Annotated in this window: 13 protein-coding genes and 1 tRNA gene; 7 read left to right on the top strand and 7 right to left on the bottom strand. The window is 71.8% G+C overall.

The window, feature by feature from the left end:
• The first annotated feature begins 13 nt into the window (after nt 1-13).
• Nucleotides 14-1,870 carry a DUF222 domain-containing protein gene (locus RIF65_RS06025; protein ID WP_309066410.1) on the top strand — a complete coding sequence of 619 codons (1,857 nt, stop codon included), beginning with the start codon at nt 14-16 and terminating at the stop codon, nt 1,868-1,870.
• 41 nt (nt 1,871-1,911) lie between these two features.
• Here RIF65_RS06025 and holA read toward each other — a convergent pair whose 3' ends face one another.
• From holA to leuS, 4 genes are all read right to left on the bottom strand, one after another.
• Nucleotides 1,912-2,961: a DNA polymerase III subunit delta gene (gene holA, locus RIF65_RS06020; RefSeq protein WP_309066409.1), complete on the bottom strand. Its 1,050-nt coding sequence runs from the start codon at nt 2,959-2,961 to the stop codon at nt 1,912-1,914.
• A gap of 50 nt (nt 2,962-3,011) precedes the next feature.
• A complete protein-coding gene (locus RIF65_RS06015) occupies nt 3,012-5,291 on the bottom strand; it encodes a ComEC/Rec2 family competence protein (protein WP_309066408.1) in 2,280 nt (759 codons plus the stop codon).
• Nucleotides 5,288-5,908, bottom strand: a complete 621-nt coding sequence (locus tag RIF65_RS06010; RefSeq protein WP_309066407.1) for a ComEA family DNA-binding protein — start codon at nt 5,906-5,908, stop codon at nt 5,288-5,290. Before RIF65_RS06010 ends, RIF65_RS06015 begins: the two co-directional genes overlap by 4 nt.
• A gap of 98 nt (nt 5,909-6,006) precedes the next feature.
• Entirely contained in the window at nt 6,007-8,583 is a 2,577-nt protein-coding gene (gene leuS / locus RIF65_RS06005) for a leucine--tRNA ligase (protein WP_309066406.1), read from the bottom strand.
• Nucleotides 8,584-8,753: 170 nt separating this feature from the next.
• Between leuS and RIF65_RS06000 the strand changes: the two genes are divergently transcribed.
• Entirely contained in the window at nt 8,754-8,942 is a 189-nt protein-coding gene (locus RIF65_RS06000) for a DUF1918 domain-containing protein (protein WP_309066501.1), read from the top strand.
• A 31-nt stretch (nt 8,943-8,973) separates the two neighbouring features.
• Here the strand turns inward: RIF65_RS06000 and pabB are convergent, their stop codons facing one another.
• Nucleotides 8,974-10,287 (bottom strand): aminodeoxychorismate synthase component I, encoded by a 1,314-nt coding sequence (pabB, locus tag RIF65_RS05995; RefSeq protein WP_309066405.1) that lies wholly within the window; start codon nt 10,285-10,287, stop codon nt 8,974-8,976.
• A gap of 42 nt (nt 10,288-10,329) precedes the next feature.
• Here pabB and RIF65_RS05990 point away from each other — a divergent pair, with 42 nt between their 5' ends.
• From RIF65_RS05990 to RIF65_RS05980, 3 genes are all read left to right on the top strand, one after another.
• On the top strand, nt 10,330-10,992 hold the full coding sequence (locus RIF65_RS05990) for a DedA family protein (protein ID WP_309066404.1): 663 nt from the start codon (nt 10,330-10,332) through the stop codon (nt 10,990-10,992).
• Between the two features lie 13 nt (nt 10,993-11,005).
• Entirely contained in the window at nt 11,006-12,067 is a 1,062-nt protein-coding gene (locus RIF65_RS05985; protein ID WP_309066403.1) for an App1 family protein, read from the top strand.
• A gap of 67 nt (nt 12,068-12,134) precedes the next feature.
• Nucleotides 12,135-13,001 (top strand): 3-methyladenine DNA glycosylase, encoded by an 867-nt coding sequence (locus RIF65_RS05980; protein WP_309066402.1) that lies wholly within the window; start codon nt 12,135-12,137, stop codon nt 12,999-13,001.
• Here the strand turns inward: RIF65_RS05980 and RIF65_RS05975 are convergent.
• Nucleotides 12,991-14,142, bottom strand: coding sequence for a glycoside hydrolase family 3 N-terminal domain-containing protein (locus tag RIF65_RS05975; RefSeq protein ID WP_309066401.1), 1,152 nt, complete (start codon nt 14,140-14,142; stop codon nt 12,991-12,993). The genes RIF65_RS05980 and RIF65_RS05975 overlap by 11 nt on opposite strands.
• Before the next feature lie 76 nt (nt 14,143-14,218).
• Here RIF65_RS05975 and RIF65_RS05970 point away from each other — a divergent pair, with 76 nt between their 5' ends.
• Nucleotides 14,219-15,004 (top strand): uracil-DNA glycosylase, encoded by a 786-nt coding sequence (locus RIF65_RS05970; RefSeq protein WP_309066400.1) that lies wholly within the window; start codon nt 14,219-14,221, stop codon nt 15,002-15,004.
• Here the strand turns inward: RIF65_RS05970 and RIF65_RS05965 are convergent.
• A complete protein-coding gene (locus RIF65_RS05965; protein ID WP_309066399.1) occupies nt 15,001-16,068 on the bottom strand; it encodes an NAD(P)-binding domain-containing protein in 1,068 nt (355 codons plus the stop codon). The genes RIF65_RS05970 and RIF65_RS05965 overlap by 4 nt on opposite strands.
• Before the next feature lie 128 nt (nt 16,069-16,196).
• Here RIF65_RS05965 and RIF65_RS05960 point away from each other — a divergent pair.
• Nucleotides 16,197-16,272: transfer RNA gene (locus RIF65_RS05960), tRNA-Ala, on the top strand.
• Nucleotides 16,273-16,343: the final 71 nt, after the last annotated feature.

The raw sequence follows: 16,343 nt of genomic DNA, 5'->3' as shown, positions 1-16,343 counted from the left end.
CTAAACTGGTTGCATGGCGATGGAGCTTCTGGATCTCGAGCGGCGTGAGGCGCTGCTGGATGAGTGGGTGCGTACTCGCCGTGAGATCGCGAAGTTGGAGGCTCGGTTGGCGGGGTTGGCGGCGGAGCGGATGCGGATGCTGGATGAGGACATCCGTGAGAATCCGGCGCATCGGGATTCGATCTACCGGTCGATGGTGGCGGAGTACTCCGCGGCTGGGCGGGTGTCGAAGGGGGCGATCGAGTACGCGTTCCTGGACGCGGCGACGATCATGGACGAGCTGCCCGCGGTGCGGGCTGCGTTCGAGGAGGGTCGGATCGACGCCGCGCATGCCCGGGAGATCGCCCGCGCCCTGTCGCCCATCACCGCCGCGATCCGCGCCGGTCAGGCCGACCCCGACGTGATCGACCTGTACCAGGCCGCCGTGCTGGTGGTCGCCGAGACCGACTCCCCGATGCGGACGCGGGCGCACGCCCGGCAGGTCGCCGCCGCCCTGGCCGGGCAGAGCGTGACCGAACGGCACCGCAACGCCAAAGCCGAACGCGCCGTGACTGTGCGCTCCGTCGGGGACGGGTTGGCGTTGTTGACCGCGATCCTGCCGGAGTACTTGGCGGTGGCGATCCATGACCGGCTCACCCGCATCGCGCAGGAAGCCGACCGGGAACCCGACATCGACGCCATCCTGCTCGCCATCCGCCTCGCCGAAGCCGAACACCGCGCCCACACCGACGCCGCACAGGACGAGCCCGAACCGGTCATCACCGACGACGACGAGTTCGAGGCCGCGGCCGGGCGCGCGGAGGCGGAGGCGCCGGAAGCAGACGCCGAGACGGACAACACGGATGCCCGTGACGCGGAGACCCCTGACGTGGAGGCCGGTGTCACCGACCCCGCCAGCACTGGCGTTGTCCCCGCGGATGTCACCGACCGGGACCCGGACACTACGGCCCCTGGTTCCACCGCTGCCGATGCTGGGCATCCCGCCTCGACCGGCGACACGGACATCACCGCCGACACCAGCCGCGACACAACCGGCGGTGAGGCGGGCGATCCCGCGGACGCGATCTTCGGTGACGGGGACACGTTCACCACCGACCCCTTCCCACCCCCACCGCCCGGATACGGGGAGTTCTCCGATCGTGGCTCCCCACCCGGCGAAGGATCTGCCGGCGAGGATCCGTGGGAGTGGATGAACGACCCCGAAGTGGCCGGCATCCTGGCGCGGGTGCGTGCCGACGCGGGGGAGCATCCCGATGTGATCCATTTCTCAGCGGATACCCGCACGTTGGATCAGATGCGGGCGGACCTGCTCACCGACCTGCTGCTCACCACCGACCCGTCCACCGTGCACGGCCCCGCACTGGGCAACATCACCGCCCGCATCCAGATCACCGTGAACGCCACCACCCTCACCGGCGCCGACGACCACCCCGCCTCCCTCGACGGGCACGGGCCGCTCGACCCGGACATCGCCCGCCATCTTGCCGGGAACCACACCGGCTGGACCCGCCTGTTCCTGGACCCCACCGGCCTGGTCACCAGCACCGACACCTACACGCCCACGGAGCCGATGCGCAGGTTCCTGCGCGCCCGCGACCAGCATTGCCGGTTCCCCGGCTGCCGCATGCCCGTCTACCGCTGCCAGATCGACCACAACCACGACCACGCCCTCGGCGGCCCCACCGCCACCGACAACCTGAGCCACCTCTGCCTCACCCACCACGCCCTCAAACACCCCGACGTGCCCGACGCACACCGGTGGACCGCGCGTCAGACCGCGGACGGCTCCATCCACTGGACCAGCCCCCTCGGCCGCCACTACACCGACCACCCCACCCGACGCGTCATGTTCATCCCCACCCCCGAGTAGAGCTGACCCGGAAGGGGTGGCACGCGGCATCCCGCGCCGGGCTACTCGCCGAACGGTTCGCGGGTGGCGATGACGGTGACCATCCGCTCGAGTGCGAAGATGGGGTCGCGAGCGGCACCCTTTACCTCGGCATCGGCGCGAGCGACAGCCTGGATCGCCATGCCGAGCGATCGTTCGTTCCAGCCGGTCAGGTCACGGCGCGCTCTGTCGACCTGCCAGTCCTTCATGCCGAGTCGCTGGGCGAGCTGACGGCTGGGCTCGCGGTTGCCCGCAACGCGCGCCATCGTGCGGAGCTTCATCGCGAACGCTGCCACCATCGGCACCGGGTCCGCGCCGGAGGCGAGTGCGTGCCGCAAGGCGATCAGCGCTTCTCCGTAGCGACCGGCGATGGCGGTATCGGCGACCACGAAGGCCGATACTTCGACCCGGCCGCCGTAGTACTTGGTGATGACGTCGTCGGTGATGTCACCCTCGACGTCGCCGATCAGCTGCTGGCAGGCGGCTGCGAGCTCGGTGAGGTCATCGGCGAACGCCGAGACGAGGGCGCGCAATGCGCTCGGCGCGATGCGCTTCTTCGCCGCCTTGAACTCCCCGGCCGCGAAGTCCACACGGTCGGAGTCGCGCTTCACTGCCGCGCACGGGATCTCGATGCCTCCACCGGTGCCCCCGCGGATGGCATCCAGAAGCTTCTTGCCCCGCACGCTTGCCCCGGTGTGGCGAAGGACGACCGTCGCCCCCTCCTGCGGGTTCTCGACGTACTTCAGCGCCTCCTGCAGGAACGCGTCCGAGCACTTCTCGACGCCGGCCACGCGGACGAGCCGGGGCTCGCCGAACAGCGACGGGGAGGTGACCGCGAGCAGCGTGCCCGCGCCGTAGTCGTCGGCACGGATGTCGCTGACCTCGAGCGCCGGGTCTTCCGCGCGCAGGTAGTCGCGGACCCCGGCGATCGCCCGCTCGGCGAGGATCTCCTCCGGCCCCGACACCAGCACGATGGGCGCCGGCCGGGGCTCGCGCCACGACACCTGCGGGATGGACGGCTTTCCCGCTGCGCGCGCGCCGGAAGCGCGGGCGGAAGAGCGGGCTGCGGGCATGCGACCAGCCTACCGGCGGCCACCGACGACCGCGGTGCGACGAGTGGCCGTCACTCCCCCGGCGGCGGAGCTCGCTCTGTCCACACCGCGAGCCGCCCGTCCCGCTCGGACAGCAGCACCCGCCCCTGCTGGTCTGTGCGGAACACCCGCGCACCGGTCGCGTCGAGGACCGAGAGGATCTCGGAGCGCGGATGCCCGTAGTCGTTGCCCGCGCCGACGGAGATCAGCGCCACCGCGGCGTCCGCGGTGCGGTACAGCTCCGCTTCCTGATCTCGACTGCCGTGGTGTGCGACCTTGACGACGTCGTACCCGCCGCGTACCCGACCGGCATACAGCAGAAGGCGTTGCGGGGCGGCTGACAGGTCGCCGAGGAACAGCGTGCGCGGCACCCCGCCGCCCGCGATCTCGATCACCACGCTGGCGTCGTTGCCCGGCGGGAACGCCGTCGAGTCGGCGACCGGCCACAGCACGCTCCACCGCGCGCCACCCAGCATCCCGCGCGTGCCGACCGCCCCCGCGACCAGCTCCGCCCCGCCCGACTCGAGCCCGCGCAGGATGCCGTGGTCGTCGGCCTCCCCGGGTGGGCCGTGAACGGCGGTGCCCACCATCCCCAGCACGGCGGGCACCCCTCCCGCGTGATCGAGGTCGAAGTGCGTGAGCACCAGAAGGTCGATGCGGCTGACAGCCAGCGCCGACAGGCAGCGCCGCAGCGCCTCCGGTTCGGGACCGGTGTCGATGAGCGCAACACGCCCGGCTGAACGCACCAGCACGGCATCCCCCTGTCCCACGTCGCACGCCGCCACACTCCACTCCCCGGGCGAGGTGAGCGGCGCGAGCGGGCCGGTGAGCAGCATCCGTCCTCCCCCGAGGCCGACAGCGACCACCAGCACGCCCGCCGCGACGAGGCACAGCCAGCGGTTCCGAGGTCGGATCAGTGCGACGGCGACGGCGCCACTCAGCAGCGCGGCCCCCAGGGCAGCGACCGGTCCCGCCTCGACGCGCACCGTAGCCGCCGGCAACCCGGCGCTGACGTGCGCCGTCGACGCGATCCACGCGGCCGGCAGCCACGCCGCCGCGGCGAACAGATCCGCGAGTTCGGGCAGGGGCGCGGCCAGGCACGCGAGCAGCCCGATGACCGTCGCGACCGGCGCCGCGGGAGCCGCAAGAAGGTTCGCGGCGACGCCGACCAGCGACTGCTGCTCAGCGAACAGCGCGACGATCGGTCCGCACACCACCTGAGCAGCGAGCGGGACCGACACTGCGAGAGCCAACGGATGCGGCATCCACCGTCCGAGCGCCCGCAGCAGTGGGCGGGCGAGCAGCAGCAGTGCGCCCGTCGCTGCGACCGACAGCGCGAACCCCGGCGACGACGCCAACCACGGGTCGGCCAACAGGATGCCACTGACCGCGACCGACAGCATGGCGAGGCCCGCGCTCGGCCGGCCCAGCAGCACGGTGAGCATCGCAAGCGCCGCCATCACCCCCGCCCTGATCACGCTCGGCTCTGGTGTCACGAGCACCACGAAGGCGGCGAGAGCAGCCAGAGCGAGCACGACCCGCAGCGTCCGCCCGCCACCGCACAGCCCGACCAGCCAGAACACCGCACCGACGACGATCGCGCAGTTCGCACCGCTCACCGCGGTGAGATGACTGAGCCCCGAATCCCGCATCGCCTGCGCCAGCGGCTCGGAAACCGCGCGGGTGTCACCGACCGCGAGTCCCGGCAGCAGCCCGGCACCCGGCTCGGGCAGCCTGCCCGCGCGGGAGACGAAGTCCGCACGCGCCTGCGCGGCGAGGGCGAACACACCGGATGCCGGAACCACGACCTCCGCGCGGCGAGCGAACACGACCGCGGCGGCGCGCTCCCCGGCATCCGTCTTCTTCGCCTCGCCGACGAGGCGCAGCGTCGCGCCGAGCTCCGCTCCCTCCATCGGGTCGATGCCGATCCGCACCGGGGCGACCAGCGGTGTCGCGCTCCCTGGCGACCCGACGCGAACCGTCGTGGCGTCCATCCACAGCCGCCCGTCCTTCCCGGTCGACGCCGACGATGCGATCTCGACCACGACCTCCACGGCGCGACCGTCCCAGTCCGCCAGCGCCTCGCGCTGCGGCTGTGCCACGGCCACCCCGAATCCGAGCGCCGCACAGCACAGCAGCACGACCACACCGAGTCCGCGTGACCGGCGGTGCGGGCCGCCGAACACACAGCATCCGGCGGCGGTCAGGACGCAGACGACCGCAGCCATCAGTGCGAGGCCGGGGAAAGAGATCAGCAGCAGCGCCGCCGCCCACAGCGCACCCGCGAGGAGCGTCGCGCGGAAGTCCCTCACACCCGCACCTGCTCGCGGATGCCGGCCAGCAGCTTCTCCCCGATCCCGGGGACGCCGAGCAGGTCATCGACAGATCGGAACCGGCCGTTCTGCTCCCGCCACTCGATGATGCGCTGCGCGAGTGCAGGCCCGATCCTGGGCAGCGTCTCGAGCGCGGCCTGATCGGCCGTGTTGAGGTCGATCTTCCCGTCACCCGGAGGCGCCGGGACGCCCGGTTGCTCGCCGGGAGCCGGAGCGGCGCCCTGCACCGGCACGACGATCTGCTCGCCGTCGCTGAGCGGGCGGGCGAGGTTCACCGCCTGCAGATCGGCCGTGTCGAGACTGCCGCCGGCCGCGGCCAGCGCGTCGACCACACGGGCGTCGGCATCCAGGACATACAGTCCCGGTTTCTCCACCGCGCCCAGCACGTGCACGTACAGGCCGGACGACCCGGCGGACTCCACCTCGGATCCGGTGTCCAGCGGCACGGTCTCGACAGGCGCCGTCTGCCCTCGCAGCAGCCCCCACCCGACTGCGGCGGACAGCACGATCAGCCCCAGTGTGACCGCGGCGCCGATGCTCAGCCGGAGGCGCGGGCGGGCCGCCGGCTCAGCATCCGATGACTCCGCTGCGGGCACCCCGCCACGCTACGCAACGCCGAGGCCGCGCCGAACCGGCCGGGACGGGGAATGTGGAGAACTCGTCCTGCCGCCGGAAATGTGCAGGAGCGTGCGACTCAGCCCTTGACGGCGAAGTTGACGATTTTCGGGGCTCGCACGATCACGCGCACGATCTCCTTGCCGTCCAGGGCACGCTGCACGCGCTCGTCACCGCGGGCCAGCGCCTCAAGCTCGGCGTCACCGATCTTGGCGGGCACGTCGAGCGTGGCACGCACCTTGCCGCCCACCTGCACGGCGCAGGTGACCGAATCCTCGACGAGCAGCGCCGGGTCGGCCGCCGGCCACGGGACCAGCCCGACCGACGGCTCGTGACCGAGCAGCTCCCACATCTCCTCGGCGGTGTGCGGGGCAACGAGGTCGAGCATCACCGCGACGGCCTCGGCGGCCTCGCGAACGGCCGGGTCGGCGGCACCGGCACCGGTGTCGATCGTCTTGCGGATCGCGTTGACAAGCTCCATGAGGCGCGCGACGAGCACGTTGAACTTCGTGTGTTCGACCAGCCCGGGAGCGTCGGCGAGCAGGTGGTGGGTGACGCGACGCAGTCCGGCATCCCCGCGGTCGAAGGAGATGTCGGCGGGACTCGCCACCTCTCCCGCCACGCGCAGAGCACGCGACAGGAACTTCTGCGCGCCCGTGGTCGACACGTCGGCCCAGTCCTTGTCGTCCTCCACCGGCCCGGCGAAGGCCAGCCCCACGCGCAGGGCGTCGGCGCCGTGCGCGTCGAGCTCCTCCTGGAACAGCACCAGGTTGCCCTTCGACTTCGACATCTTCGCGCCGTTCAGGATCACCATGCCCTGGTTGATCAGGCTGGAGAACGGCTCGGTGAAATCGACCAGGCCCATGTCGTACAGCACCTTGGTGATGAACCGCGCGTACAGCAGGTGCAGGATCGCGTGCTCCACACCGCCGATGTACGAGTCGATCGGCGCCCAGCGGCGCGCCTCGTCGGCGTCGAACGGCGCCGCTTCGTTGGCCGGCGACAGGAACCGCAGGTAGTACCAGGAGCTGTCGACGAACGTGTCCATGGTGTCCGGGTCGCGCAGCACGGGGTCTCCGGTCGCCGGGTCGACGGTGCGCACCCACGACTCGGCGGCGCCCAGCGGAGACGAACCCTTCGGCGACAGATCCAGGCCCTCGACGCTCGGCAGGCGCACCGGCAGCTGCTCCTCAGCGACCGGCACGACCCGGCCGTCCTCGGTGTGCAGCATCGGGATCGGCGTACCCCAGAACCGCTGACGCGAGATCAGCCAGTCGCGGAGGCGGTAGTTCTTGGCGGCACGGCCCAGCCCGGACTGCTCCAGCTTCTCGATCTGGCGTGCGACGGCGTTGCGCTTGGACAGCCCGTCCAGGTCGCCGGAGTTGATCATGCGGCCTTCGCCGGTGAGGGCGATGCCGGTCTTCGCCGGGTGCAGGTCGTCGAGCCCTTCGGTCTGCACCGGGATGCCGTCGGCATCCGTCTCCACGACCGGGATCGCCCCGGTGACCGGAGCGGTGGTGTCCACCACGACCTTGATCGGCAGGTCGAACGTGCGAGCGAAGTCGAGGTCGCGCTGGTCGTGCGCCGGCACCGCCATCACGGCGCCGTGCCCGTAGTCGGCCAGCACGTAGTCGGCCGCCCAGATCGGCATCCGCTCGCCGTTCACGGGATTGACCGCGTAGCGCTCCAGGAACACGCCGGTCTTCGGGCGGTCCGTGGACTGCCGGTCGATCTCGGTCTCCTTCTGCACCTGCGCCAGGTAGTCCTGGAAGCGCTCGCGCACCTCGGCAGGAGCGTCCGCCGCCAGCTCGGCGGCCAGGTCGGAGTCCGGTGCGACGACGAAGAACGTGGCGCCGTGCAGCGTGTCGGGACGCGTGGTGAACACGGTCACCGGCTCGTCACGGCCCTCGATGCGGAAGTCGACGTCGGCGCCCACCGACCGGCCGATCCAGTTGCGCTGCATCTGCAGCACCTTGTGCGGCCAGCGACCCTCCAGCTGGTTCAGGTCGTCCAGCAGCCGGTCGGCGTACTCGGTGATCTTGAAGTACCACTGGGTGAGCTTCTTCTTCACGACCTCGGCGCCGCAGCGCTCGCAACGGCCGTCGACGACCTGCTCGTTCGCCAGCACGGTCTGGTCATTCGGGCACCAGTTCACCGGGCTCTTCTTGCGGTACGCCAGGCCGCGCTCGTACATCTTCAGGAACAGCCACTGGTTCCAGCGGTAGTACTCCGGGTCGGAGGTGTGCAGCACCCGGCTCCAGTCGAACGAGACGCCGTAGGCGCGGAAGCCCTCCTTCTGCTGCTCGATGTTCTGGTAGGTCCACTCGCGCGGGTCCGCGCCGCGACGGATGGCCGCGTTCTCGGCGGGCAGGCCGAACGAGTCCCACCCGATCGGGTTGAGCACGTTGTGGCCGCGGTGGCGCCAGAAGCGGGCGACGATGTCGCTGTACAGGTAGTTCTCGGCGTGGCCCATGTGCAGGTCGCCTGAGGGGTACGGGAACATCGCCAGCACGTACTTGCGCGGCCGGTTGTCATCGGCCCCGCCGGCGCGGAACGTCTCGTTCTCGGCCCAGTACCGCTGCCACTTGTCCTGAAGGGCGTGCGCGGACAGCGGCTCGACGGACTCGACGGTGGATGCGGACGGATGCTCGGACAAGGAACGGCCAATCTACGGATGCGGAACAGCCCGGAAAATCGGGAGATTCCAGGGTATCGCGTCTTGTCCTCGGCCTCTGCCGGTCAGCGGCCGAACAGCCCTTGTCCCGCACCGGGAACCGCTGCACCCTGGAGATGTACCGGTTTCGTCGAGTCTCGGAGGTGAGCGTGATGCAGGCGAAGGTGGGCGACCGTCTGGTCGTGGAAGGACATTCCGACACCGACCCCCGCCGTGAGGCGGAGATCGTCGAGGTCCGCGGGGAGGGCGGCGCGCCGCCGTACCTGGTGCGGTGGAAGGACGGGCACGAGGGCCTCGTGTACCCGGGCACCGATTCGCACGTGCTCGCCGCGGAGCACTGACCCACCGCGGACACCGTCGCGGCGCCGGCCGTCAGCCGTCGAGCCCGGCCCAGGATGCCGGAAGGCTCGCGCCCAGCGCCGCGAGCGGGGCGCGGGCCTTCGTCGCGACCTCGGCCGCCTCTGCGTGCGGGTCCGACAACCAGGTGATCCCGCCACCGGCGCCGACGAACGCCTCGCCGTCGGCCACGACGATCGAGCGGATCACCATGGCGAGATCCACGCGACCGTCGAGCCCGACGTGGCCGAAACATCCCGAATACACGCCGCGGGGCGCCTGCTCGAGCTCGTGCAGGATCGTCATCGCCGACAGCTTCGGGGCCCCGGTCATGCTCCCGGCCGGGAAGGCGGCCTCGCACAGCTCTCCGAACGTGACACCGGCACGCAGGCGGGCGCTCACCGTGCTCACCAGCTGGTGCACGGCGGGATACGACTCCACCGCCCACAACCGCTCCACGAGCACGGATCCGGGTTCGCCGACATGCGACAGGTCGTTGCGCATGAGGTCGACGATCATGACGTTCTCCGCGCGCTCCTTCTCGCTGGCGCGCAGCTCCTCCGCGAGCCGAGCGTCCTCTTCCGGCGTCGCGCCGCGGGGGCGGGTGCCCTTGATCGGGCTGGTCCGCACCATTCCCCCGGACACCTCGAGGAACTGCTCGGGACTCGCGCTGAGCAGGCAGCGGTCGGCGATGCGCAGGAAACCGCCATGGTGCGCGGGCGTGGCGCGGCGCAGCCGGCGGTACACCTCGAACGGATCGTCGGGCGCGTCAGCGGTGAAACGGGTGGTCAGGCACAGCTGGTACGCGTCGCCACGGCGGATCGCCTCGCGGCAGCGCTGCACCAGCGCGGTGTAGTCGTCGACGCCGTGACGGGGTCGCGCCGACGAGACGGATGCCGCGGGCCGCGGCTCGGGCTGTCCGTGGTCCCGGGCGGCGACGACCCGACGGTGCCAGTCGTCGAGGTCGTCGTCGGCGGCGAGCGCCCACACCGACCCCGTGCTGTGGTCGATCGCGATCGCCTGGTCGACAGCGATCCAGGCCGTGCCCTGAGCGGACCCTGCCACGGGCGCCCCGACCGTCGCCGCTCCGCTTTCGTAGTCCAGCCATCCCACCCAGCCGCCGCGGAACGGGATGCCGTCGTCCGCGTCCCCGGCGGCGGTGAGCGAGACCGCCGCGACCCGCTCCGGATCGGCTTCCAGACGTCCCGCCCCGAGGAGGCTCCATCCCCCCGACGCGTCGGTTCCGGCATCCAGCCAGAACGCGGCCGGCGCCCCGCCGAACAGGGCGAGGAACAGCGCCTCCGCGTCGGCCGAGCCGCGGACGAGGCGGGCGGCGAGAGGAGCGGGCACGTTTCACAGCGTACGGGGTGGCTGCCGTCGTACGCTCGTCGGGTGAACGACTTCGTGCTCTGGGCGATCGAGATCGTGCAGTCGGTCGATCCGGTCGTCCGGACGCTGCTCGCCGGGCTCGCGATCATGCTCGAGACGAGCATCCTCATCGGGCTGCTCGTGCCGGGCGACACGGTCGTGCTTGTGGCCTCCCTCGGCGTGAGCTCGTGGGTGGAGGGGGTGCTGCTGGCGGTCACGGTGATCGTCGGCGCGCTGATCGGCGAGTCCATCGGGTTCTGGCTCGGACGCTGGGCGGGGCCGCATATCCGGCACTCCTGGCTGGGACGCCGCATCGGCGAACGGCACTGGGTGCGCTCGGAGCTGTACCTGCGCCGGCGGGGCGGCATCGCGATCTTCCTGTCCCGCTTCCTGCCCGTCCTGCACTCCCTCGTCCCGCTCACGGTCGGGATGAGCGGGTTCGGCTACCGCCGCTTCCTGGCCTGGACGCTCCCGGCCTGCGTGCTGTGGTCGGGCATCTACGTCGGGATCGCCTCCGCGGCTGCGGGCGGCTACAAGGAGCTGTCGCAGACCGCGCACTACGCCGGCTACCTGTTCGTCGGGATCATCCTGCTGCTGCTGGCCGGGGTGCTCGTGGCGAAGAAGATCATCGCCCACCGCGAGGAGCGTCACATGGCGGAGTCGGATGACCCCGCCGCCCAGGCGTGAAAGACTGGACGCGATGTCCCCAGCCTCTGCGGCCAAGATCCACTGGTTCGCTCGACTCGAGCACCGCATCCACGTCTGGCGCGAACGCCGCGCCCGCCGACGGGGACGTTCGGCGACCGCCGTCCCGTTCCCCGGCTACGGCGGAACCGGCTGGGTGCGCGTCGTCGGGCGGGTGCTGATCGTGCCTCCGCCCCGCAAGCAGCCGCGCGGCAGGCGCGGGAAGGCGTCGCAGCAGGACGGTGCCGCCGACCGCGCCGGCGTGCGCGGCTGGCGCTCGTTCGTCAGCATCCCGGTCAGCTACGCCGCCGTCCAGGTCGAGATCGGCGGGCGCACGCACGACGTCGTCGCCGACCGCGGCGGCGTCATCGACACCGTCATCGACGCGGAGCTGCCCGCCGGGTGGCAGACCTTCACCATGTCGGTGGAGGGTCAGGACCCTGTCGAGGCGAGCGTGTTCATCGTCGGCGACGAGGTGCGCTTCGGCGTGGTGTGCGACGTGGACGATACCGTCATGGTGACCGCCCTGCCCCGGCCGTTCATCGCCGCGTGGAACTCGTTCGTCGTCGACGAGCACGCCAGGACGCCGGTGCCGGGCATGGCGGTGCTGCTCGAGCAGCTCACTCGCGACCACCCCGGCTCGCCGATGATCTACCTGTCCACCGGCGCCTGGAACGTCGCGCCCACGCTGCGGCGCTTCCTCAGCCGACACCTGTTCCCGGCCGGTTCGATGCTGCTCACCGACTGGGGTCCCACGCACGACCGCTGGTTCCGCAGCGGACGGGACCACAAGATCTCCAACCTGCGGCGCCTCGCCACCGAGTTCCCGCAGGTGCGCTGGCTGCTCATCGGCGACGACGGCCAGCACGACGAGGCGATCTACTCGCAGTTCCAGCAGGAGCATCCGCAGTCGGTGGCCGGCGTCGCCATCCGGCGTCTGCTGCCCGCCGAGGCGATGCTCGCCGGAGGCCGCGCCACCGTCGACCACGAACCGGACGAGGTGCCCTGGGTCAGCGCCGAGGACGGCGCCGGGTTGCGCGAGCGGCTCGGCGAGGTGGGCCTGATCGACTCGGAGTGATCCGCCGCGAGGTCACGCCGGAGCGGCATGTCGCCCCCAGGCCCCGTGACCGCCGTATCCTCTACTGGTGCCCGCTTCCGCGCTCCCCCGCCCCGAGTGGTTGGAGCGCGCCCGCGCGCACGAGCGGCGGGCGGACGCACTGACCGCCGCGCACCGCGAGCGGGCCGCGCGCGGCGAGAAGCACCCGGTGTGGGACTTCCTGTTCACGTACTACTCGTACAAGCCGTCGCGGCTGCGTCGCTGGCATCCGGGCGCGGGAGTCGCGCTGCAGGACGCCGCCGAGCGCGCCGACTGGCGCTGGTACTCGCCCGTCGGCGACGGCGCCGTCGCCCCGGACGCAGCCGCCTTCGCCGCCGAGAAGCCCGAGTTGGCCGCGCTGATCGAGCGGATGCTGCGCCGCACAGCATCCCGGCCGGGGCAGTTCGGCTGCTTCGGCCTGCACGAGTGGGCGATGGTGTACCGGGCGGACGAGCACCGGCATCCGGTGCCGCTGCGACTCGGCCAGGCCGGGACGGATGCCGTCGTCGAGTCGCACGAGCTGCGCTGCACACACTTCGACGCCTTCCGCTTCTTCACCGCGGACGCGGTGCCGCGCAACCGTCTCGCACCGACCAGAGAGACGCAGCTTCTGCTGGAGCAACCGGGGTGCCTGCACGCCGGCATGGATATCTACAAGTGGGCGATGAAGCTGGGGCCGCTGATCCCCGGTGAGCTGCTGCTGGACGCGTTCGAGCTCGCCCGCGACATCCGTCAGCTGGACATGGAAGCCGCCCCCTACGACCTGTCCGCGTGGGGTGTACGTCCGGTGCGCATCGAGACCGCCGAGGGCAAGGCCGAGTACGTCCGCCGCCAGCGCGCGTTCGCCGAGCGCGGTTCCGCCCTGCGGGAGCGGATGCTGCAGGCCTGGCTGGGCGCGCCGGCGCTCAGCGCGTAGCGAGCTGCATCCGCAACCGCACCACGCGTTCGGCGGCCTCCTGGAGGCGCTCGGCGGGCAGCGTGCCGTCGGCCACGGCCCGCACGATCCCGTCCACCATCTGCCCCGCCGTGTCGGGGGTGGAGCCCGCGATCATCAGCACCATGTCGGATCCGGCGGTCAGCGCCGTCACCGCGTTGCGGACCGGGTCGCGGTAGACGTCGACGCCGGAGGAGCCCAGCATGCCCAGGTCGTCGGTGATGACCACCCCGTCGAAGCCGAGCTCGTCGCGGGCGATCTGGTGCCAGCGCGCCGAGAGCGAGGCGGGCGCGCTGTCGACGGCGGTGTACGCCAGGTGGCCGAACATGAGCACGGGCGCCCCCGCCTCGATGCCGGCGACGAAGGGCAGTGCGTCGCTGTTGCGCCACTGCTCGAGGGTCTCGGCTGTGGAGGGGATGCCGTGGTGCGAGTCGCCCGGGGCGGCCCCGTGGCCGGGGAAGTGCTTGAGCGTGGAGGCCACGAACGGCGCCTCGGCCTGAACCGCGGCCGTCACGCGTTCAGCGGATGCGGCGGGGTCGGTGCCGAGCGCGCGACGGTGGATGAACGACGACGCGTCCCGCGGGATGTCGGCGACGATTCCGAAGTTGACGGTGATCCCGGTGTCGGCGAGCAGCTTTCCGCGGGCGGTGAACGCGGCACGGGTCTCCGCGGCGGGACGACTCTTCAGCGTGCGCCCGGCAGGCAATTCGTCCCAGCCGAGCCGGGACACGTCGCCGCCCTCCTGGTCGACGGCGATCAGCGGCGGCAGCGCGTCGTCGACCACCAGTGCCTGCGTGACCGTGCGCAGCTGCTCCGGGGTCGCCGGGACGTTGGATCCCATCAGGATGAAGCCGCCGAGCCCGGCGGACATGTACTTGCGGAGCGCGGACGGGTCCGCGGTCGGGATGTGTCCCATGACGACGGTCGCGGCCTGCTGGGCGGTGCTCATCCGCTGCACGGCATCCACGGCGGGATCCGTCGGGGTCGGGCTCGGGGTCGGCGACGCGGTGGAGCGCTCGGCGGCCGTCCGCGTGGGCGCCGGTTCCGCAGGTGCGGAACAGGCGGTGGTCGTCAGCACGATCGCCGCGGCGAGCACGGCGAGCAGGCGACGAGTGCGGGGCATACCGTCCAGCCTAAGTCGGCAGGCCGGACGCCCGCCCGGATTGCGCGGGCCCGGCCTACGTGGTGACATGGCCGTGATGGCATCCGAGCAGGCAGCAGGAGGCGTCCCGTTCCGGCATCCACCGGAGCAGGCGCCGCTCGACGCCGCCGCGGTGGTCGATCTCGACGAACTGGACGCGCTGGTCACGACGTGCCGGGCGTGCCCGCGCCTGGTGGCGTGGCGCGAGGAGGTCGCCCGCGTGAAACGGGCGGCGTTCCGCGACCAGGAGTACTGGGGCCGCCCGGTGCCGGGGTTCGGACCGCACGACGCGTCGATCCTCATCGTCGGGCTGGCGCCCGCCGCGCACGGCGCGAACCGAACCGGGCGGATGTTCACCGGCGACCGCAGCGGCGAGGTGCTGTACGCCGCGATGCACGCTGTCGGTCTGGCGTCCCGCCCTGTCGCCGTGTGGCGCGACGACGGGCTGGAGCTGTACGGCACGCGCATCAGCGCCCCGGTGCGCTGCGCGCCGCCGGCGAACAAGCCGACGCCCGACGAGCGTCACAGGTGCGCGCCGTTCCTGGCGCGCGAACTGGAACTGCTCGGCGGCACGGTGCGGGTGGTGGTCGTGCTGGGCGGATTCGGCTGGCAGGCGCTGATGGCGTCGCTGATGGATGCCGGCTGGCTGGTCCCCCGGCCGCGCCCGCGGTTCGGCCACGGCGCGCGGGTGCGGATCGCGCACCGCGACGGACGGATGCTGGACGTGCTGGGCTGCTTCCACGTCAGCCAGCAGAACACTTTCACCGGCCGGCTCACGCCGGCGATGGTCGAAGAGGTGCTCGCCAAGGCGAAGCAGCTTGCCGGCGTGGGGACCGACGACTAGGCCGACAGCGCCCGGGCCTCGTCGGACAGGTAGCGGCGCACGCCCGTCGCGGCGGTGCGGCCGGCGCGGTTAGCCCCGATCGTGCTGGCGGACGGCCCGTATCCGACGAGCTGGATGCGCGGATCCTTCACCGCGGTGGTCCCCCGGCCGCCGCGATCGAGCTGGATGCCGCCGGATGCGCTGCGCAGTCGCAGCGGGGCGAGATGCGCGATCGCGGGTCGGAACCCGGTGGCCCACAGGATGACGTCGACGGGCTCGAAGGTGCCGTCGTCCCAGCGCACGCCGTGCGGCTCGATGCGGGAGAACATCGGGCGCCGGGCGGCGTAGGCGCCGAGGCGGGCGGCCTCCTGCTCCTGCGGCCGCAGCATCAGCCCGGTGACGCTCACCACGCTCTGCGGCGGAAGGCCCTGAGCGACCCGTTGCTCGACGAGGGCGACCGCGGCGGCGCCGGCCTCGGGTGTGAAGTCGTCGTCACGCCAGATCGGCTCGCGGCGGGTCACCCACAGGGTGTCGGTCAACGGGGCGAGCGCGCCGAGGAACTGCACTGCCGACGCTCCCCCGCCGACGACGAGCACGCGGCGTCCGCGGAAGTGCTCGGGTCCCGGGTAGTCGACGGTGTGCAGCTGTTCGCCGAGGAACGTCTCCTGACCGGGGTAGCGCGGGAGGAACGGTCGGGTCCAGGTGCCGGTCGCGTTGACGAGGGTGCGCGTGCGCCACCGCCCTTGCGGCGCGTGCACGACGAGGATGCCGTCGTCGTCGGTGACGAGTTCGACGTCGACCGGCCGGATCACCGGCAGGTCGTGCGCGCGCTCGTAGTCGGCGAAGTAGGCGGGGACGACCTGGTTCGCCCTGGCGTCGGTGCGGGCCGGCGGAAGGGCGCCGGGCAGCTCGGCGACACCGTGCACGTCGCGCATGGTCAGGGCGTCCCAGCGGTGCTGCCACGCGCCGCCCGGCCGCGCGTCGGCGTCGAGCACGACGTGACGAATGCCGAGACGGCTCAGGTGGTACGACGAGGAGAGTCCGGCCTGACCGGCTCCGATCACCACGCTCTCCAGGATGTCCACGCCAGGCTCAACGCACGCGAGCGCCGGGATGTTCCTGACACGCCCGGGCGACCGGCGCCGATTGGCGTCGCCCTGGGTTGCTGTTGTACTCTTGTCAGGTTGCTTCGGGCTTCTACGGAGCAGCGTCTGGGCCTGTGGCGCAGCTGGTAGCGCACCTGCATGGCATGCAGGGGGTCAGGGGTTCGAGTCCCCTCAGGTCCACCATAAAGTTGAACGTTCGATGGTGGTGGGGTCGAACAGCATCCGGTTCAGCATCCTCCGCTCCGACGGTTCGG

Origin of the sequence: Microbacterium sp. (genome assembly GCF_031180975.1) — a bacterium.
In the GTDB taxonomy this organism is placed as follows: domain Bacteria; phylum Actinomycetota; class Actinomycetes; order Actinomycetales; family Microbacteriaceae; genus Microbacterium.
This window is presented reverse-complemented; position numbering and strand designations above follow the sequence as displayed.